This window comes from Pseudomonas vanderleydeniana (genome assembly GCF_014268755.2).
In the GTDB taxonomy this organism is placed as follows: Bacteria; Pseudomonadota; Gammaproteobacteria; order Pseudomonadales; family Pseudomonadaceae; genus Aquipseudomonas; species Aquipseudomonas vanderleydeniana.
This window is the reverse complement of the sequence record NZ_CP077093.1, coordinates 36733-51261: the sequence shown is the minus strand read 5'-3', so window position 1 is coordinate 51261 and position 14529 is coordinate 36733. Positions and strand designations below refer to the sequence as shown.

Annotated in this window: 15 protein-coding genes; 4 read left to right on the top strand and 11 right to left on the bottom strand. The window is 64.6% G+C overall.

The annotated features are described in order from the left end of the window. Positions 1-22 precede the first annotated feature (22 nt). The 5 genes from recG to exbB all read right to left on the bottom strand — a co-directional run bounded on the left by recG (position 23) and on the right by exbB (position 5371). Entirely contained in the window at positions 23-2098 is a 2076-nt protein-coding gene (gene recG, locus HU752_RS00245; RefSeq protein WP_186687736.1) for an ATP-dependent DNA helicase RecG, read from the bottom strand. A gap of 5 nt (positions 2099-2103) precedes the next feature. Continuing rightward, entirely contained in the window at positions 2104-3024 is a 921-nt protein-coding gene (locus HU752_RS00240; protein ID WP_186687726.1) for a hydrogen peroxide-inducible genes activator, read from the bottom strand. A 164-nt stretch (positions 3025-3188) separates the two neighbouring features. Beyond that, on the bottom strand, positions 3189-3938 hold the full coding sequence (locus tag HU752_RS00235) for an energy transducer TonB family protein (RefSeq protein WP_186687723.1): 750 nt from the start codon (positions 3936-3938) through the stop codon (positions 3189-3191). Beyond that, entirely contained in the window at positions 3935-4363 is a 429-nt protein-coding gene (exbD, locus tag HU752_RS00230; protein ID WP_186687720.1) for a TonB system transport protein ExbD, read from the bottom strand. The genes HU752_RS00235 and exbD overlap by 4 nt, the downstream gene beginning before the upstream one ends. A gap of 6 nt (positions 4364-4369) precedes the next feature. After that, positions 4370-5371 carry a tonB-system energizer ExbB gene (exbB, locus tag HU752_RS00225; RefSeq protein ID WP_186687717.1) on the bottom strand — a complete coding sequence of 334 codons (1002 nt, stop codon included), beginning with the start codon at positions 5369-5371 and terminating at the stop codon, positions 4370-4372. 190 nt (positions 5372-5561) lie between these two features. Here exbB and HU752_RS00220 point away from each other — a divergent pair, with 190 nt between their 5' ends. Then, positions 5562-6416: an SDR family oxidoreductase gene (locus tag HU752_RS00220; RefSeq protein WP_186687714.1), complete on the top strand. Its 855-nt coding sequence runs from the start codon at positions 5562-5564 to the stop codon at positions 6414-6416. A 102-nt stretch (positions 6417-6518) separates the two neighbouring features. On the opposite strand, the gene HU752_RS00215 is transcribed toward HU752_RS00220, so the two are convergent. The 5 genes from HU752_RS00215 to HU752_RS00195 form a co-directional block, all read right to left on the bottom strand. After that, positions 6519-7253 carry a hypothetical protein gene (locus HU752_RS00215; RefSeq protein ID WP_186687711.1) on the bottom strand — a complete coding sequence of 245 codons (735 nt, stop codon included), beginning with the start codon at positions 7251-7253 and terminating at the stop codon, positions 6519-6521. Between the two features lie 26 nt (positions 7254-7279). Continuing rightward, on the bottom strand, positions 7280-9385 hold the full coding sequence (spoT, locus tag HU752_RS00210; RefSeq protein ID WP_186687708.1) for a bifunctional GTP diphosphokinase/guanosine-3',5'-bis pyrophosphate 3'-pyrophosphohydrolase: 2106 nt from the start codon (positions 9383-9385) through the stop codon (positions 7280-7282). Between the two features lie 60 nt (positions 9386-9445). Then, positions 9446-9709, bottom strand: a complete 264-nt coding sequence (gene rpoZ, locus HU752_RS00205; protein ID WP_026144814.1) for a DNA-directed RNA polymerase subunit omega — start codon at positions 9707-9709, stop codon at positions 9446-9448. 169 nt (positions 9710-9878) lie between these two features. Continuing rightward, positions 9879-10499, bottom strand: a complete 621-nt coding sequence (gene gmk, locus HU752_RS00200; RefSeq protein ID WP_186687705.1) for a guanylate kinase — start codon at positions 10497-10499, stop codon at positions 9879-9881. Between the two features lie 12 nt (positions 10500-10511). After that, positions 10512-11375, bottom strand: a complete 864-nt coding sequence (locus tag HU752_RS00195; protein WP_186687702.1) for a YicC/YloC family endoribonuclease — start codon at positions 11373-11375, stop codon at positions 10512-10514. 242 nt (positions 11376-11617) lie between these two features. On the opposite strand from HU752_RS00195, the gene rph reads away from it, so the two are divergent. Continuing rightward, positions 11618-12340, top strand: a complete 723-nt coding sequence (rph, locus tag HU752_RS00190) for a ribonuclease PH (RefSeq protein WP_186687699.1) — start codon at positions 11618-11620, stop codon at positions 12338-12340. A 61-nt stretch (positions 12341-12401) separates the two neighbouring features. Here the strand turns inward: rph and crc are convergent, their stop codons facing one another. After that, positions 12402-13181 (bottom strand): catabolite repression control protein Crc, encoded by a 780-nt coding sequence (gene crc, locus HU752_RS00185; RefSeq protein ID WP_017901686.1) that lies wholly within the window; start codon positions 13179-13181, stop codon positions 12402-12404. An 80-nt stretch (positions 13182-13261) separates the two neighbouring features. On the opposite strand from crc, the gene pyrE reads away from it, so the two are divergent. Beyond that, complete coding sequence (pyrE, locus tag HU752_RS00180) at positions 13262-13906, top strand: orotate phosphoribosyltransferase (RefSeq protein WP_186687696.1); 645 nt, start codon at positions 13262-13264, stop codon at positions 13904-13906. Between the two features lie 6 nt (positions 13907-13912). After that, entirely contained in the window at positions 13913-14494 is a 582-nt protein-coding gene (locus HU752_RS00175) for a DUF4124 domain-containing protein (protein WP_186687693.1), read from the top strand. Positions 14495-14529: the final 35 nt, after the last annotated feature.

Sequence of the window (14529 nt, the reverse complement as noted above, 5' to 3'; positions counted from 1 at the left end):
GGTCCACAAAATGTGAGGTCTATCACACTTGGCCGTATTGTTGGCCGTGGCGCAGCCAGCGCTCCAGCAATGGGCTGACGTGCTGCGGCCAGCGAGCCAGCAGGGCCTGGGCCGCATCACGTACGGCGGGGAGCAGGTCGGCGTCGCGCATCAGGTCGGCCACCTTGAACTGCAGCAGGCCCGTCTGGCGGGTACCGAGCATTTCCCCGGGGCCGCGCAGTTCCAGGTCCTTTTCGGCGATGATGAAGCCGTCGTTGGTCTCGCGCATGATGCCCAGGCGCTGGCGGCCGATCTGCGACAGCGGCGGATGGTAGAGCATCACGCAGTGGCTGACGGCGCTGCCCCGACCGACCCGGCCGCGCAACTGGTGCAGTTGCGCCAGGCCCAGGCGCTCGGGGTTCTCGATGATCATCAGGCTGGCGTTGGGCACGTCGACGCCGACCTCGATCACGGTGGTGGCGACCAGCAGTTGCAGGTTGCCGAGCTTGAACTCGGCCATGACCGCGGCTTTCTCTGCGGCTTTCATGCGCCCATGGATCAGCCCGACCCGCAGCTCGCCGAGAGCGGCGGTCAGTTCTTCGAAAGTGGTTTCGGCAGCCTGGCAGGTCAGCTCCTCGGACTCTTCGATCAGTGTGCACACCCAGTAGGCCTGGCGCCCCTCGGCGCAGGCGGCGCGGACCCGTTCGACCACCTCGAAGCGCCGGCTGTCGGCGACCAGCACGGTGTTCACCGGGGTCCGGCCGGGTGGCAGCTCATCGAGGATCGAAGTATCGAGGTCGGCGTAGGCGCTCATCGCCAGGGTCCGCGGGATCGGCGTGGCGGTCATGATCAACTGGTGCGGGCACATCTGTCCGCCCACGCCTTTCTGGCGCAGGGCCAGGCGTTGCTGGACGCCGAAGCGGTGCTGTTCGTCGATGATCACCAAGGCCAGGTTCTTGAACTGCACTTCGTCCTGGAACAGTGCGTGGGTGCCGACCACCATCGGCGTGCCGCTGGCGATCTGCTCCAGGGCGCTGGCCCGTGCCTTGCCCTTGAGCTTGCCGGCCAGCCAGGCGGTTTCGATGCCCAGCGGTGCCAGCCAGCGCTGGAAATTGAGATAGTGCTGTTCGGCGAGGATCTCGGTCGGTGCCATCAGCGCGACCTGGTAGCCGGCTTCCAGCGCCTGCAGGGCGGCGAGGGCGGCGACCACGGTCTTGCCCGCGCCAACGTCGCCCTGGATCAGCCGCAGCATCGGCTCGGGCTGGCTGAGGTCGTAGGCGACCTCGTTGCCGACCCGTTGCTGGGCGCCGGTCGGCGGGAAGCCAAGGTTGGCGAGAAACTGTGCGGGCAACTTGCGCGCTTTCGGCAGCGCCGGGGCGCGCAGGGCCCTCAGGCTTTCGCGCAGGCGCTGCTGGGACAGCTGGTGGGTGAGCAGCTCTTCAAAGGCCAGGCGATGCTGGGCCCAGTGATGACCGAGGGCCAACTCCTCGACGTCGGCATCGGCCGGCGGCTGGTGCAGGTAGCGGATTGCATCGTCCAGCGGTGCCAGTTGATAGTCGCTGGCCAGTTCGCGCGGCAGCCAGTCCGGCAGGCTGCGCGGGCCGAGCATTGCCAGGCTCTGCTGGCTCAGCAGGCGCAGGCGCTGTTGGGTCAGGCCTTCGGTCAGCGGATAGATCGGCGTCAGGGTCTGGTCCACCGGCGGCGGTTCATCGCCGGTCAGTGCACGGTATTCCGGGTGATAGATTTCCAGCCCCGAGGCGCCGGGGCGGGCCTCGCCGTAGCAGCGCACATGGGTGCCGCGCTTGAGGCCTTCCTTCTGCGCATTGCTGAAGTGGTAGAAGCGCAGGCTCAGGCTGCCAGTGCCGTCGTTGAGGCGCACCAGGAGGCTGCGGCGCTTGCCCATGACCACGTCGGCACCGCTGACCACACCTTCGATCACCGCGTCCTGGCCAGGGCGCAGGGCGCCGATGGGAACGACGCGGGTACGGTCCTGGTAGCGCAGGGGCAGGTGGAATAGCACGTCCTGGATGGTCTCCAGGCCGACCCTGGCCAGTTTCTCGGCCATGGCTTCGCCGACACCCTTGAGTGCCGTGACGGACACCTGCGACAGCTCGGTCACGGCATTCAGCTCGCAACGGGCGGCTTGGCCACCGAGCACAGGCGGATCGAATCGGCGAGGATCTCGATCGCCTTGGGCCGCGGGAAGCTGGCGCGCCAGGCGATGGCCACGGTACGGAACGGGGTCGGTGGGGTCAGCGGACGCACCTCGATGACGCCGGGCGCGTAGTGGTGGCTGTCCACCGCCGACAGCGGCAGTACCGAGACGCCGAGACCGGAGGCGACCATGTGACGGATGGTTTCCAGCGAGCTGGACTCGACCGTGGTGTGCTTGGCCGCCTCGGTGCCCTTGGCCAGGGTCGGGCAGGCTTCCAGGACCTGGTCGCGGAAGCAGTGGCCTTCGCCGAGCAGCAGCAGGCTCTTGTCGTTGAGCAAGGCGCTGTCGATGGTCTCCTTGCGGGTCCAGGGGTGCGAGGCCGGCATCAGCACGTAGAACGGTTCGTCGTACAGCGGCAGGGTCAGCACGTCGGCCTCGTTGAACGGCAGGGCGATGATCACCGCGTCCAGTTCGCCGTTGCGCAGCTTGTCGCGCAGTACATGGGTGAAGTTTTCCTCGATGTACAACGGCATCTGCGGGGCGACCCGATGCAGTTGCGGGATCAGGTGCGGGAACAGGTACGGGCCGACGGTGTAGATCGCACCGACCTTCAGCGGGGCGGTCAGCTGGTTTTTCCCGGCCTGGGCCAGTTCACGGATGCCCTGGGCCTGTTCCAGTACCTTCTGCGCCTGGGCGACGATGCTTTCGCCCACCGGAGTCAGGCGCACGGCGCTCTTGCTGCGTTCGAAGATCAGTACGCCCAGTTCGTCTTCCAGTTTTTTCACGCCCACTGACAGGGTCGGCTGGCTGACATGGCAGCGTTCGGCCGCGTGGCCGAAATGTTGCTCTTGGGCGAGGGTAACGATGTAGCGTAGTTCTGTCAGGGTCATAGCAAGCGTCCATGAGGTTGCCGACCAAGCATAACGGCTGCAATCGATAGACGCACGTTATCAGGTGAAGGATTGGTGAAGATTGTCGTTAATGGCGATGCGCCGTATCAACAGCACCCCGCAGAAAAAGGAATCCCACGCAGGGCGTGGGATTCGGGGAGGTGCTAGCGGTTGCGCTTGTCGATGGAGTAGACGAACGGCGCATTAATCTCGATGCTGCCGTTGGTCAGCATGTCGGCGGGTGGCTTGGGCAGCGGTTGGGCGCGGCGGATCATTTCCAGAGTAGCCCGATCCAGGTCGGCGTTGCCCGAGCGGCCGATCAGCTCATAGGAAAGCACCTTGCCTTCGGCGTCGACGACGAAGCGCAGGCGGTTCAGGCCTTCCTTGCCGCGCTGCAGGGCGGAAACCGGGTACTTCTTGTACTTGCCCAGATGTGCCATCAGGGTGCCTTCCCAACTGGCCTTGGCGGCTAGCTGCTGGGGCGACGGGCCCGGTGCCGGTGCTGCGGATTTCTCCGGTGGGCGCGGGCTCGGCGGCTCCTCGGAAGGTTTCTCTTCCTTGGGCTTTTCCTTCTCCGGTTCCTTCTTCACTTCCGGCTTGGGCGGTTGTGGCTTGGGCTTGGGCTTGACCGGCTTGGGTACCGAGATCGTCGGTTTCGGCGCCTCGGCCAGCTTCGGCAACGGCAGTTCTTCCTCCGGCTCCGGCGGTTTCGGCGGGGTCACCACCCTGGGTGGCGGCGGCGGTGGTGGCGCGGGCGGCAGCGGGGCCAGCTCGACCATCATCGCCTGCGGCGGCAGTTCGATCGGCTTGGACACCGACCAGTTCAGGGCGGCGAGGATCGCCACCGCATGAACGCCCAGTACCAGCGCCAGGCTACCGCCGTAACGCGTCAGTTTGTGGCGCGTCGTGATCATTTCTTGGCTGCCGTCTCAAGTCCGACCAGGCCGACCTTCAGGTAACCGGCGGCGCGCAGCGCGTCCATGACGTGCATCAGGTCGCCGTAGTCCACGCCCTTGTCGGCCTGGAAGAAGATGGTGGTGTCTTTCTTGCCGTGAGTCTTGGCATCCAGCGCCTGGCCCAGCGACTCGGCCTTGACCTCTTCCTCGCCGAGAAACAGCTTCTGGTCGGCCTTGACGCTGAGGAACACCGGTTTCTCCGGACGCGGCGACGGCTTGGCCGTCGAGGCGGGCAGGTCGACCTTGATGTCCACGGTGGCCAGGGGCGCCGCGACCATGAAAATGATCAGCAGCACCAGCATCACGTCGATGAACGGCGTGACGTTGATTTCGTGGTTTTCGGACAGCTCGTCGTCCGCGCCTTCCTTCAAATGCAGACCCATGACCGATTAACCTACCTTGACCATGTGCGGCTGCTGGGCGTTGCTGCGCTCGGCTGGCAGGTGGTCGAGGTCACGGCTGACCAGCAGCAGGACCTGGGCCGATGCGTCGGAAACCTGGGCCTTGTAGCCGGCGATGGAGCGGGCGAAGACGTTGTAGATCACCACGGCCGGAATCGCCGCGACCAGGCCGATGGCGGTCGCCAGCAGGGCTTCGGCGATACCTGGGGCAACCACCGCGAGGTTGGTGGTCTGGGTCTTGGCGATGCCGATGAAGCTGTTCATGATGCCCCACACGGTACCGAACAGACCGACGAACGGCGCGGTGGAACCGATGGTTGCCAGTACGCCGGTGCCGCTGCTCATGTTGCGGCCGCAGGCGGCTACCAGGCGCTCCAGGCGGAAGCTGACGCGTTCCTTGATGCCTTCCTTCTCACGGCTGTTGGCCGACAGGCGCATTTCCTCGAGGGCGTCGTGCACCAGCAGGTTGGCCAGGGTGCCTTCCTTGCCGGCGGTGGCGCTGGCGTCCTTGAGGGTGACGGCTTTCTTCAGGTTGGCGATCTCGACCCGCAGGCGACGCTTGGCGCCCAGCAGTTCGAAGCCCTTGGCGATCCAGATGGTCCAGGTGATGATCGAGGCGATGGCCAGGCCGATCATCACGATTTTCACGATGATGTCGGCATTCTGGTACATGCCCCAGGGGGACAGGTCGTGCGCCATGCCCAGGCTGTTGCCTTCGGCTGGCAGTGCGTCGGCTTCGGAGGTGTCGGCTGGCGCGGCGTTTTCTGCCGGAGCCTGTTCGGTGGCGACCGGCGTCACGGCAGGCGAGGTCGCGGCCGGGGCAGTTGGCGCGGCGGCGGTGGCAGCCGGTACGGTATGGTTGGCCGGCTCGTCGGCGAAGGCGGCGGTCGGGGCCAGCAACAGGCTGAGCAGTACCGCTGCAACCGAGCGCCAAGCGCGCGATGGGCTATGGGACTGTGTTGGCGAGGCGGAGGAGTGAATGCGTGTCATGCTGGCCGGACCTGAGCGAAGTAGAAGAGGGTCTTGTCCTTCCAGGCCTCGTTGGGCCGAGAACAAATGGTTCCTCATTATTGCAAGTAATTCTTGTTAACAGAAGTAATAGAGTCTCTTTTTTTCTTCGCTTGCTAGCCACTCGTCCATTCCTGACGCTAGGCTGCGCCCATTTATGTGGAGGTTTCCGATGTCTGCTCCTTCTGTTCTGATCGCCGGCTGCGGTGATGTCGGTTGTCGCCTGGCGAGCCAATTGCTGGGCCAGGGGTGGCAGGTGCACGGTTTGCGCCGCTCGATTTCCCGACTGCCGGAGGGTGTGCACGGCGTGGCAGGCGACCTGTTCACGGCGCAGCGACCTGCGGGCTGGCCGCTGGGTTCGCTGGATTACGTGGTCTATTGCGCGGCCGCGACCGATCATGACGAGGCTGGCTATCGAGCGGCCTATGTCGACGGGCTGCGCCACGTCCTGAGCTGGCTGGAGGCCTCCGGGCAGCGGCCGCGGCGGTTGCTGTTCGTGTCCAGCAGCAGTGTCTATGTGCAGCAGCAGGGCGAGTGGGTGGATGAGACGTCGGCGACCGAGGCCGAGGGGTATTCCGGGCGCCTGATGCTCGAGGCCGAGCAACTGGCGCTCGACAGTGGTATTGCGGCGAGCCGGGTGCGTCTCACCGGCATTTACGGACCAGGCCGCGAATGGCTGCTGACCCAGGTGCGCCGTGGCTACCGGGTGGCTGTCGAGCCGCCGCTGTATGGTAATCGCATCCATGCCGACGACGCCGCCGGGTTGCTGGCCTTCCTGCTGGAGGCCGATCGGGCGGGCCAGGTGCTGGAGGATTGCTATATCGGCGTCGATGATGCGCCGGCACCGTTGGCCGAAGTGGTGGCCTGGCTGCGCGAATACCTGGGGGTGACCGAGTGGGATGCCGAGGCCAGCGTACGCCGTACCGGCAGCAAGCGTTGCAGCAATGCCCGGGCGCGGGCCCTGGGCTGGATTCCACGTTACCCCAGCTATCGCGAGGGGTATGCGGCGATTCTCGGGGAGCGCTGACCGCCTCGCTCTTCTCATGCAGGAGCCTGGCTTGCCAGCGGCGCCTTTGGCGACCTTGAGGGCGCCTCCGCCGGCAAGCCGGCTCCTACGGATTCGGTGTGGTTACTTCTCCAGCAACCACTGGCGGTTGCCGGGATAGAGCTGCGGTTGCTCGTCGGCCGCGGCCGAGTTCAGTGCCTGGAAGATTTCCAGTTGCTTGCCCTTGCGGGCGAAAATCCAGGCATTGCCGTGGTCGCCCTGCTGCAGCCAGATACTGTCGTTCTGGCCGCTCATCGAGGCGCAGTCGCCCGCCAGGCACAGGGCGTAGCGGTCGGCACCCGGCAGGCCCTCGAGGCGGCCGTCCGGGAGGAACTTCACTGCGGCGCCTTCACCCGGGCCACTGACGATTTTCCAGTCGCCACCCATGAAGGCCGAATACAGCGCCTGCTCGAAGCTGGCGCCGACCGGGGCATTGGCCGGCAGTTCGCTAGGGGCACGGACGAAGGGCTGCTCGGGCTCGGAGTCGCTGGCGCCCTGGATCAGCTCCTTGCCATCGCGAGCCAGCGAGGTACCGGCGCTGCCGTAGAAGTCGACATGCCACTGCTTGCCGTCGGCGCGCACGTGCCCTTCGGGGCGCTCGAAGCCATTGCTGTACTTGGCCTGGCCGTTGCGGGTGTCGATGCTCCACTCCAGGTTCGGCCCGTAGGTTTCCAGGGCTTCGCGCAGGCTGCCCTTTTTCACGGCCGCGTCGATGGCCACCTGGTTGATCCAGGTGCCGCTGACGTCATATTTGGCGGGATCGCTGGCGCAACCGCCAAGCAGGAGGGCGAACAGCGGGAGGGCTAGCGCTTTGCGCATGGTGAAGTCCTTACAGGCGAGGCGGGCTATGCGCGCATGCGGGTGATGCGGATGACCCCGGTCAGGGCGCGCAGTTTCTTGATCACGCGGGCCAGGTGCACACGGTCATGCACGCTGACCACCAGCTGGACCACGCTGATGCGACCATCGCGTTCGTCCATGCTGATTTTTTCGATATTGCCGTCGGCCGCGTTGACGCTGCTGGCCAGCAGGGCGATCAGGCCGCGCTGGTGCTCCAGCTCGACACGCAGCTCGACGTTGAATTCTCCGGTGACATCCTTGGCCCACGACAACTGGATGCATTTTTCCGGGTTGTGGCGGATTTCACTGATATTGCGGCAGTTTTCCAGGTGCACGACCATGCCCTTGCCCGCCGACAGATGACCGACGATCGGGTCGCCCGGAATCGGCGTGCAGCACTTGGCGTAGCTGAGCACCAGGCCTTCGGTGCCGCGGATCGCCAGCGGGCCCTCGGGGCTGGGCAACTGTTCGCCTTCGCCCATCATGCGGCGAGCCACCACATAGGCCATGCGGTTGCCCAGGCCGATATCCTCGAGCAGGTCCTCGATCAACTCCAGGCGGTACTCATGGAGGATCGACTGCACGCGCTCGACCGGAATCTTGTCCAGGGCGCTGTCGAAACCGTTGAGCACCTTGTTCAGCAGGCGCTCGCCGAGGCTGATGGACTCGGAACGGCGTTGCAGCTTCAGGGCGTGGCGGATATGGGTGCGGGCCTTGCCGGTGACCACGAAATTGAGCCACGCCGGGTTCGGCCGGGCGCCCGGGGCGCTGACGATCTCGACCGTGGAGCCGCTTTGCAGCGGTTCGGACAGCGGTGCGAGACGGCGATTGATCCGACAGGCAATACAGCTGTTGCCCACGTCGGTGTGCACCGCGTAGGCGAAGTCGACCGCCGTGGAGCCCTTGGGCAGCTCCATGATCCGGCCCTTGGGCGTGAACACGTAGACCTCGTCCGGGAACAGGTCGATCTTCACGCTCTCGATGAATTCGAGGGAGTTGCCCGCGCGTTGCTGCATCTCGAGCACGCCCTTGACCCACTGGCGGGCCCGGGCATGGGTGCCCTTGGGCTGCTCGTCGCCACTGGACTTGTACAGCCAGTGGGCGGCGATGCCGTTGTTGGCCATCTCTTCCATTTCGCGGGTACGGATCTGGATCTCGATCGGTACGCCGTGCATGCCGAACAGCGTGGTATGCAGCGACTGGTAGCCGTTGGCCTTGGGAATCGCGATGTAGTCCTTGAAACGGCCGGGCAGCGGCTTGTACAGGTTGTGCACGGCGCCGAGCACGCGGTAGCAGGTGTCGACCTTGTCGACGATGACCCGGAACGCGTAGACGTCCATGATCTCGTTGAAGGCCCGGCGCTTGCCGCGCATCTTCTTGTAGATGCCGTAGAGGTGCTTCTGCCGCCCGCTGACTTCGCCCTGGATGCCGTCCACCGCCAGGCAGTGGCTCAAGGATTCCTCGATCTTGTTGACGATTTCCTTGCGGTTGCCACGGGCGCGCTTGACCGCCTGGTAGATGCGCGCCGAGCGCATCGGGTGCATCGCCTTGAAGCCCAGGTCCTCGAACTCGATACGTACCGCGTGCATGCCCAGCCGGTTGGCGATGGGGGCGTAGATCTCGAGGGTTTCCTTGGCGATACGCCGGCGTTTTTCCCCGGACAGCACTTCCAGGGTGCGCATGTTGTGCAGGCGGTCGGCGAGCTTGACCAGGATCACGCGGATATCGCGGGCCATGGCCATGGCCATCTTCTGGAAGTTTTCCGCCTGGGCCTCGGCCTTGGTCTCGAAATTCATCTGGGTCAGCTTGCTGACCCCGTCGACCAGCTCGGCCACAGTCTCGCCGAACTGCGCCTGCAGCGCTTCCTTGGCGATTCCGGTGTCTTCGATCACGTCATGCAGCATCGCGGCCATCAGGCTCTGATGGTCCATGTGCATGTCGGCAAGGATACTGGCCACCGCCAGCGGGTGCGTGACGTAGGCTTCGCCGCTGCGACGGCGCTGGCCGTCGTGGGCTTGTTCGGCGTAGAAGTACGCCCGGCGGACCAGGTTGACCTGGTCGGCACCGAGGTAGGTCGATAAGCGATCGGCGAGGGCGTCTATGCTCGGCATGAGGTTTCCCCCGGCCGAAGCCTTGTACCCTGCGCCGTGCTACGTCGACCAGGCATAGGCTTAGACGGCCTCGTTGGACTCGTCCTCGAAAGCCGCGAACAGAGGTTCGTCTTCGACGATCTCCTCGTTGGCGATCATTTCGTAGTTCACCAGGCCTTCGGCGATTTCACGCAGGGCAACGACGGTAGGCTTGTCGTTTTCCCATGCCACTTTCGGCTCTTTGCCGCCGGTCGCCAGTTGACGAGCACGCTTGGTGGAGAGCATGACCAGCTCGAAACGGTTATCCACGTGTTCTAGGCAGTCTTCAACGGTTACGCGGGCCATGGTGTTCCTCGTAGCAAATGCGGTAGGCGGGCTGCCCGGATGGGCGAGCGGACTCAACAGTTTAAAAAATCACCAGCGATTAGGGAAGCGCTGATTTTTTCAGCAGAGATTCCGGTGCGCCACAAGGTGCAATGTAAAGCCCTTGCGACGCTTTTGGAAAGTCTTTGTTTCAGGCCAGCAATTCGCTCAGCAGGGCGGCGTGTTGCTGTTGCTGTGGCTGCTGCCGCAGGCGGTTGGCACGGAAAATCGCCTTGAGATCGTCCAGGGCGTGGGCGAAATTGTCGTTGATGATCAGGAAATCGTATTCGACGTAGTGGCTCATTTCGCTGACGGCCTCGCGCATCCGCCCCTCGATGATCTCGTCGCTGTCCTGGCCGCGGTTGTTCAGGCGCTGGCGCAGGGCCTGCTGGCTCGGTGGCAGGATGAAGATCGAGCGGGCGTGGGGCATCTGCCGGCGGACCTGCTCGGCGCCTTGCCAGTCGATTTCCAGGATCAGGTCGTGACCGGCGTCCAGAGTCTGCTGCAGGCTGCTCTGGGAGGTGCCGTAGAGGTTGCCGAAGACTTCGGCCTGCTCGAGGAAGTCGCCCTGTTCGGTCAGGCGCAGGAATTCGGCGCGGTCGACGAAGTGGTAGTTCACCCCGTCGGTCTCGCCCGGGCGCATGGCGCGGGTGGTGTGCGAGACTGAGACGCGGATCTGTGGCTCGGCATCGATCAGGGCCTTGACCAGGCTGGTCTTGCCTGCGCCCGACGGTGCGGAAATGATGTAGAGGGTGCCAGTGCTTTGGGTCATGTCGGGGTAGCCTTACTCGATATTCTGTACTTGTTCGCGCATCTGTTCGATCAACACCTTGAGGTTGACCGCGGCGGCGGTGCTGCGTGGGTCGAAGGCCTTGGAGCCGAGGGTGTTGGCTTCGCGGTTGAGTTCCTGCATCAGGAAATCCAGGCGCCTTCCGGCGGCTCCGCCGGACTTGAGCACCCTACGCACTTCGATGATATGGGTGCCCAGGCGGTCGAGCTCTTCGGCCACGTCGCTCTTCTGCGCCAGCAGGACCATTTCCTGCTCCAGGCGCAGCGGGTCCAGTTCGGCCTGCATGTCGGCGAAGCGGTCGAGGATCTTCTGGCGCTGGGTGGCGAGCATCTGCGGTACCTGCTCGCGCAGGGTCGCGACGTCCTCCTCGATCGAGGCCAGGCGCTCGCTGATCAGGCGGGCCAGTTCCGCGCCTTCGCGCTCACGGCCCTTCTTGAGTTCCTTCAGGCCATCGGCGAACAGCGCCAGGGCCTGGTTGTTCAGGGCCTGCGGATCGCTCGCATCGGCCACCAGAACGCCGGGCCAGGCGAGGACTTCCAGCGGGTTCAGGGCGGCCGGCTGCTTGATCAGGCTGGCGACGGTCTCGGCGGCGGCGATCAGTTGCGTGGCGCGTTCGCGGTCGATCTGCAGCGGTTGGCCGCTGGTTTCCTCGGTGTAGCGCAGGGTGCATTCCAGCTTGCCGCGGGACAGGCCCTGGCGCAGGGCTTCACGCACTGCGCCCTCGAGGTCGCGGAACGATTCGGGCAGGCGCAGGTGCGGTTCCAGGTAGCGGCTGTTGACCGAGCGCAGTTCCCAGCTCAGGGTGCCCCGGGCTCCGGCACTTTCGACGCGGGCGAAGGCGGTCATGCTGTGGACCATGGAAGTACCTCGCTGTTCGGGCCTGCCGGCGTTGGCGGGGCGGGCCTGATGGGTAGATTAAAGCCGACTGGCAGCAAAGGCGCAGGATTGTAGCGCAGTGCGACGGACAGCACGAAGGTCTCCTGTCTTGTGGTTGCCTTGTCGGAGGCGGTGACATGCAGTCGAGATTTTAGAACTGCCCAGCGCCGGCCATGACCTCTATAATGCCGGGTAGATTTCCGTCCCTGTACAGGTATTCCCAGATGAAACGTCCAAGTGGTCGCGCCGCCGATCAGCTTCGCTCGATCCGCATCACCCGCAACTACACCAAACACGCCGAGGGGTCTGTACTGGTCGAGTTTGGTGACACCAAAGTGATCTGTACGGTCAGCGTCGAGAATGGGGTCCCGCGCTTCCTCAAGGGGCAGGGCCAGGGCTGGCTGACCGCCGAATACGGCATGCTGCCGCGGGCGACCGGCGAACGTACCCAGCGTGAGGCCAGCCGTGGCAAGCAGGGTGGCCGGACCCTGGAGATCCAGCGCCTGATCGGCCGTTCGCTGCGCGCCTCGCTGGACATGTCCAAGCTTGGCGACATCACCCTGTATGTCGACTGCGACGTGATCCAGGCCGATGGCGGCACCCGTACGGCGTCGATCACCGGGTCCATGGTGGCCCTGGCCGATGCACTGAAGGTGATCAAGAAGCGCGGCGGCCTCAAGGCGGGCAACCCGCTCAAGCAGATGATCGCCGCGGTGTCGGTGGGCATGTACCAGGGCGAGCCGGTACTGGACCTGGACTACCTGGAGGATTCCGCTGCCGAGACCGACCTGAACGTGGTGATGACCAGCACGGGCGGTTTCATCGAAGTGCAGGGCACCGCTGAAGGCGCGCCGTTCCAGCCTGAAGAGCTGAATGCGATGCTGGAGCTGGCGAAGAAGGGCATGAGCGAGATCTTCGAGCTGCAGAACGCCGCACTGGCCGACTGATCGGCGCGAGCAGATGCAAAAAAGCCGACATGACGTCGGCTTTTTTGTGGCTGTCGCTCACTCAGATGGTCAGCGTCCAGTCGTAGTCCACGATCAGCGGCGCGTGCTGCGAGAAGCGCGGCTGGCGTGGCAGGCGTGCACTGCGCACGGAGCGGCGCAGGCCCGGCGTCAGGATCTGGTAGTCGAAGCGCCAGCCGAGGTTGAGCATCTCGGCCTGTTCGTTGTCCGGCCACCAGCTGTACTGGTCACCTTCACGGCTGACTTCGCGCAGGGCGTCGACATAGCCCATGTTGCCCAGTATCTCGTCCATCCAGGCCCGTTCCGGTGCCAGGAAGCCCGGAGACTGCTGGCTGTCACGCCAGTTCTTGATGTCGAGCTTCTGCTGCGCCACATAGAGCGAACCGCAATAGATGTACTCACGACGCTTGCGCCGCTGTTTATCCAGGTAGCGGGCGAAGTCGTCCATAAGCTTGAACTTCTGGTTCAAGTCTTCATCGCCGTTCTGCCCGGATGGAAGCAGCAAGGTCGCGATGCTGACCTTGTCGAAATCGGCTTGCAGGTAGCGCCCGTAGCGGTCTGCCGTCTCGAAACCGAGACCGCTGATGACAGCCTTCGGTTGCAACCGCGAATACAGAGCCACGCCACCCTGGGCGGGGACTTCGGCATCGCAGGCATAAAGGAAGTAGCCATCCAGTTGGAAGGCTGGATCATCCAGTTCAAAGGCGGAGGCGCGGGTGTCCTGCAGGCAGATGACGTCGGCATTCTGGGCTTGCAGCCAACTGAGCAAACCACGCTCGACTGCAGCCTGAATACCATTGACGTTCACACTGATGATCCGCATAAATGGCCCCAAAAATCACGTGCGTGTATGATACCCGAGCTCTACCTAATTAGCTAAATTCGTGGTATCCGGGGTTTTTCATGCAGGCGTATCAGCGCGATTTCATTCGTTTTGCCATCGATCGCGGAGTTCTGCGCTTCGGTGAGTTCACCCTGAAGTCGGGTCGTACCAGCCCGTACTTCTTCAATGCCGGCCTGTTCAACTCAGGCTCCGCGCTGGCCCAGCTGGGTCGTTTCTATGCCGCGGCGATCGTCGAGAGCGGCATTCCCTTCGACGTGCTGTTCGGCCCCGCCTACAAGGGTATTCCACTGGCCGCCGCGACAGCCGTGGCCCTGGCCGAGCATCACCAGCGCGACCTGCCCTGGTGCTTCAACCGCAAGGAAGCCAAGGCCCACGGTGAAGGTGGCAGCCTGGTTGGCGCGCCACTGACCGGCAATGTGCTGATCATCGACGACGTCATCACCGCCGGCACCGCGATTCGCGAAGTGATGCAGATCATCGAGTCGCAGGACGGCGCCAAGGCCGCGGGCGTGCTGATCGCGCTGAACCGCCAGGAGCGTGGCAACGGTGAGTTGTCGGCGATCCAGGAAGTCGAGCGCGATTTCGGTATCCCGGTGGTGAGCATCGTCTCGCTGAACCAGGTGCTGGAATTCCTCGCCGGCGACGAGCAGCTCAAGCAGCACCTGCCCGCGGTGGAGGCCTACCGCGCACAGTACGGGATCTGATCCCTCTTGCGCCCGGTCTGCCTGTTTCTGGCCCTGGCGCTCGGGGCCTCGTTCGCCGCATGGGCTGACGAGGTCCTGTTCTATCGCTATGTCGACAACAAGGGCGTCACCGTGCTGGACCGTCAGGGCGTGCCGCCGGAGTACATCGGCAAGGGCTACCAGGTCCTGAACCAGCAGGGCCGGGTGGTGCAGACCGTGGCCCCGGCGTTGACGCCCGAGCAGCAGCAGCGCAAGCAGGCCGAGAAGGCCCAGGCCGATGCCAATGCCCAGTTGCTGCAGCGCTATTCCAGTGTCGAGGAAGTGGACAAGGCCCAGGCCCGCAAGCTGGCCGAGCTGGATGCGCTGATTGCCAGTGTGCAGAACAACCTCCAGGCGCTGTTGGCCCAGCAGGCCAGCCTGCAGGGCCAGGCGGCGGAGCAGGAGCGTGCCGGCAAGGAGGTTTCACCGCAGTTGCTGGCGCAGCTCGGTGGCCTGCGCGATGAACAGGGTCGGATGAAGGCCGATATCGCCAGGTACCAGGCGGCGCGCACCCAGGCCCAGCAGGATTTCGCGGCGGACCGGGTTCGGGTCGAGCAGTTGTTGCGCTGAGTGTGCCGTCATGAAAAAGCCCCGCCCGGTGTCCC

Bases quoted from the DNA above. Each gene is read 5' to 3' on its own strand.
- HU752_RS00240 (WP_186687726.1), bottom strand. From the start codon at position 3,024: ATGACCCTGACAGAACTACGCTACATCGTTACCCTCGCCCAAGAGCAA.
- HU752_RS00235 (WP_186687723.1), bottom strand. From the start codon at position 3,938: ATGATCACGACGCGCCACAAACTGACGCGTTACGGCGGTAGCCTGGCG.
- exbD (WP_186687720.1), bottom strand. From the start codon at position 4,363: ATGGGTCTGCATTTGAAGGAAGGCGCGGACGACGAGCTGTCCGAAAAC.
- exbB (WP_186687717.1), bottom strand. From the start codon at position 5,371: ATGACACGCATTCACTCCTCCGCCTCGCCAACACAGTCCCATAGCCCA.
- HU752_RS00220 (WP_186687714.1), top strand. From the start codon at position 5,562: ATGTCTGCTCCTTCTGTTCTGATCGCCGGCTGCGGTGATGTCGGTTGT.
- HU752_RS00215 (WP_186687711.1), bottom strand. From the start codon at position 7,253: ATGCGCAAAGCGCTAGCCCTCCCGCTGTTCGCCCTCCTGCTTGGCGGT.
- spoT (WP_186687708.1), bottom strand. From the start codon at position 9,385: ATGCCGAGCATAGACGCCCTCGCCGATCGCTTATCGACCTACCTCGGT.
- rpoZ (WP_026144814.1), bottom strand. From the start codon at position 9,709: ATGGCCCGCGTAACCGTTGAAGACTGCCTAGAACACGTGGATAACCGT.
- gmk (WP_186687705.1), bottom strand. From the start codon at position 10,499: ATGACCCAAAGCACTGGCACCCTCTACATCATTTCCGCACCGTCGGGC.
- HU752_RS00195 (WP_186687702.1), bottom strand. From the start codon at position 11,375: ATGGTCCACAGCATGACCGCCTTCGCCCGCGTCGAAAGTGCCGGAGCC.
- rph (WP_186687699.1), top strand. From the start codon at position 11,618: ATGAAACGTCCAAGTGGTCGCGCCGCCGATCAGCTTCGCTCGATCCGC.
- crc (WP_017901686.1), bottom strand. From the start codon at position 13,181: ATGCGGATCATCAGTGTGAACGTCAATGGTATTCAGGCTGCAGTCGAG.
- pyrE (WP_186687696.1), top strand. From the start codon at position 13,262: ATGCAGGCGTATCAGCGCGATTTCATTCGTTTTGCCATCGATCGCGGA.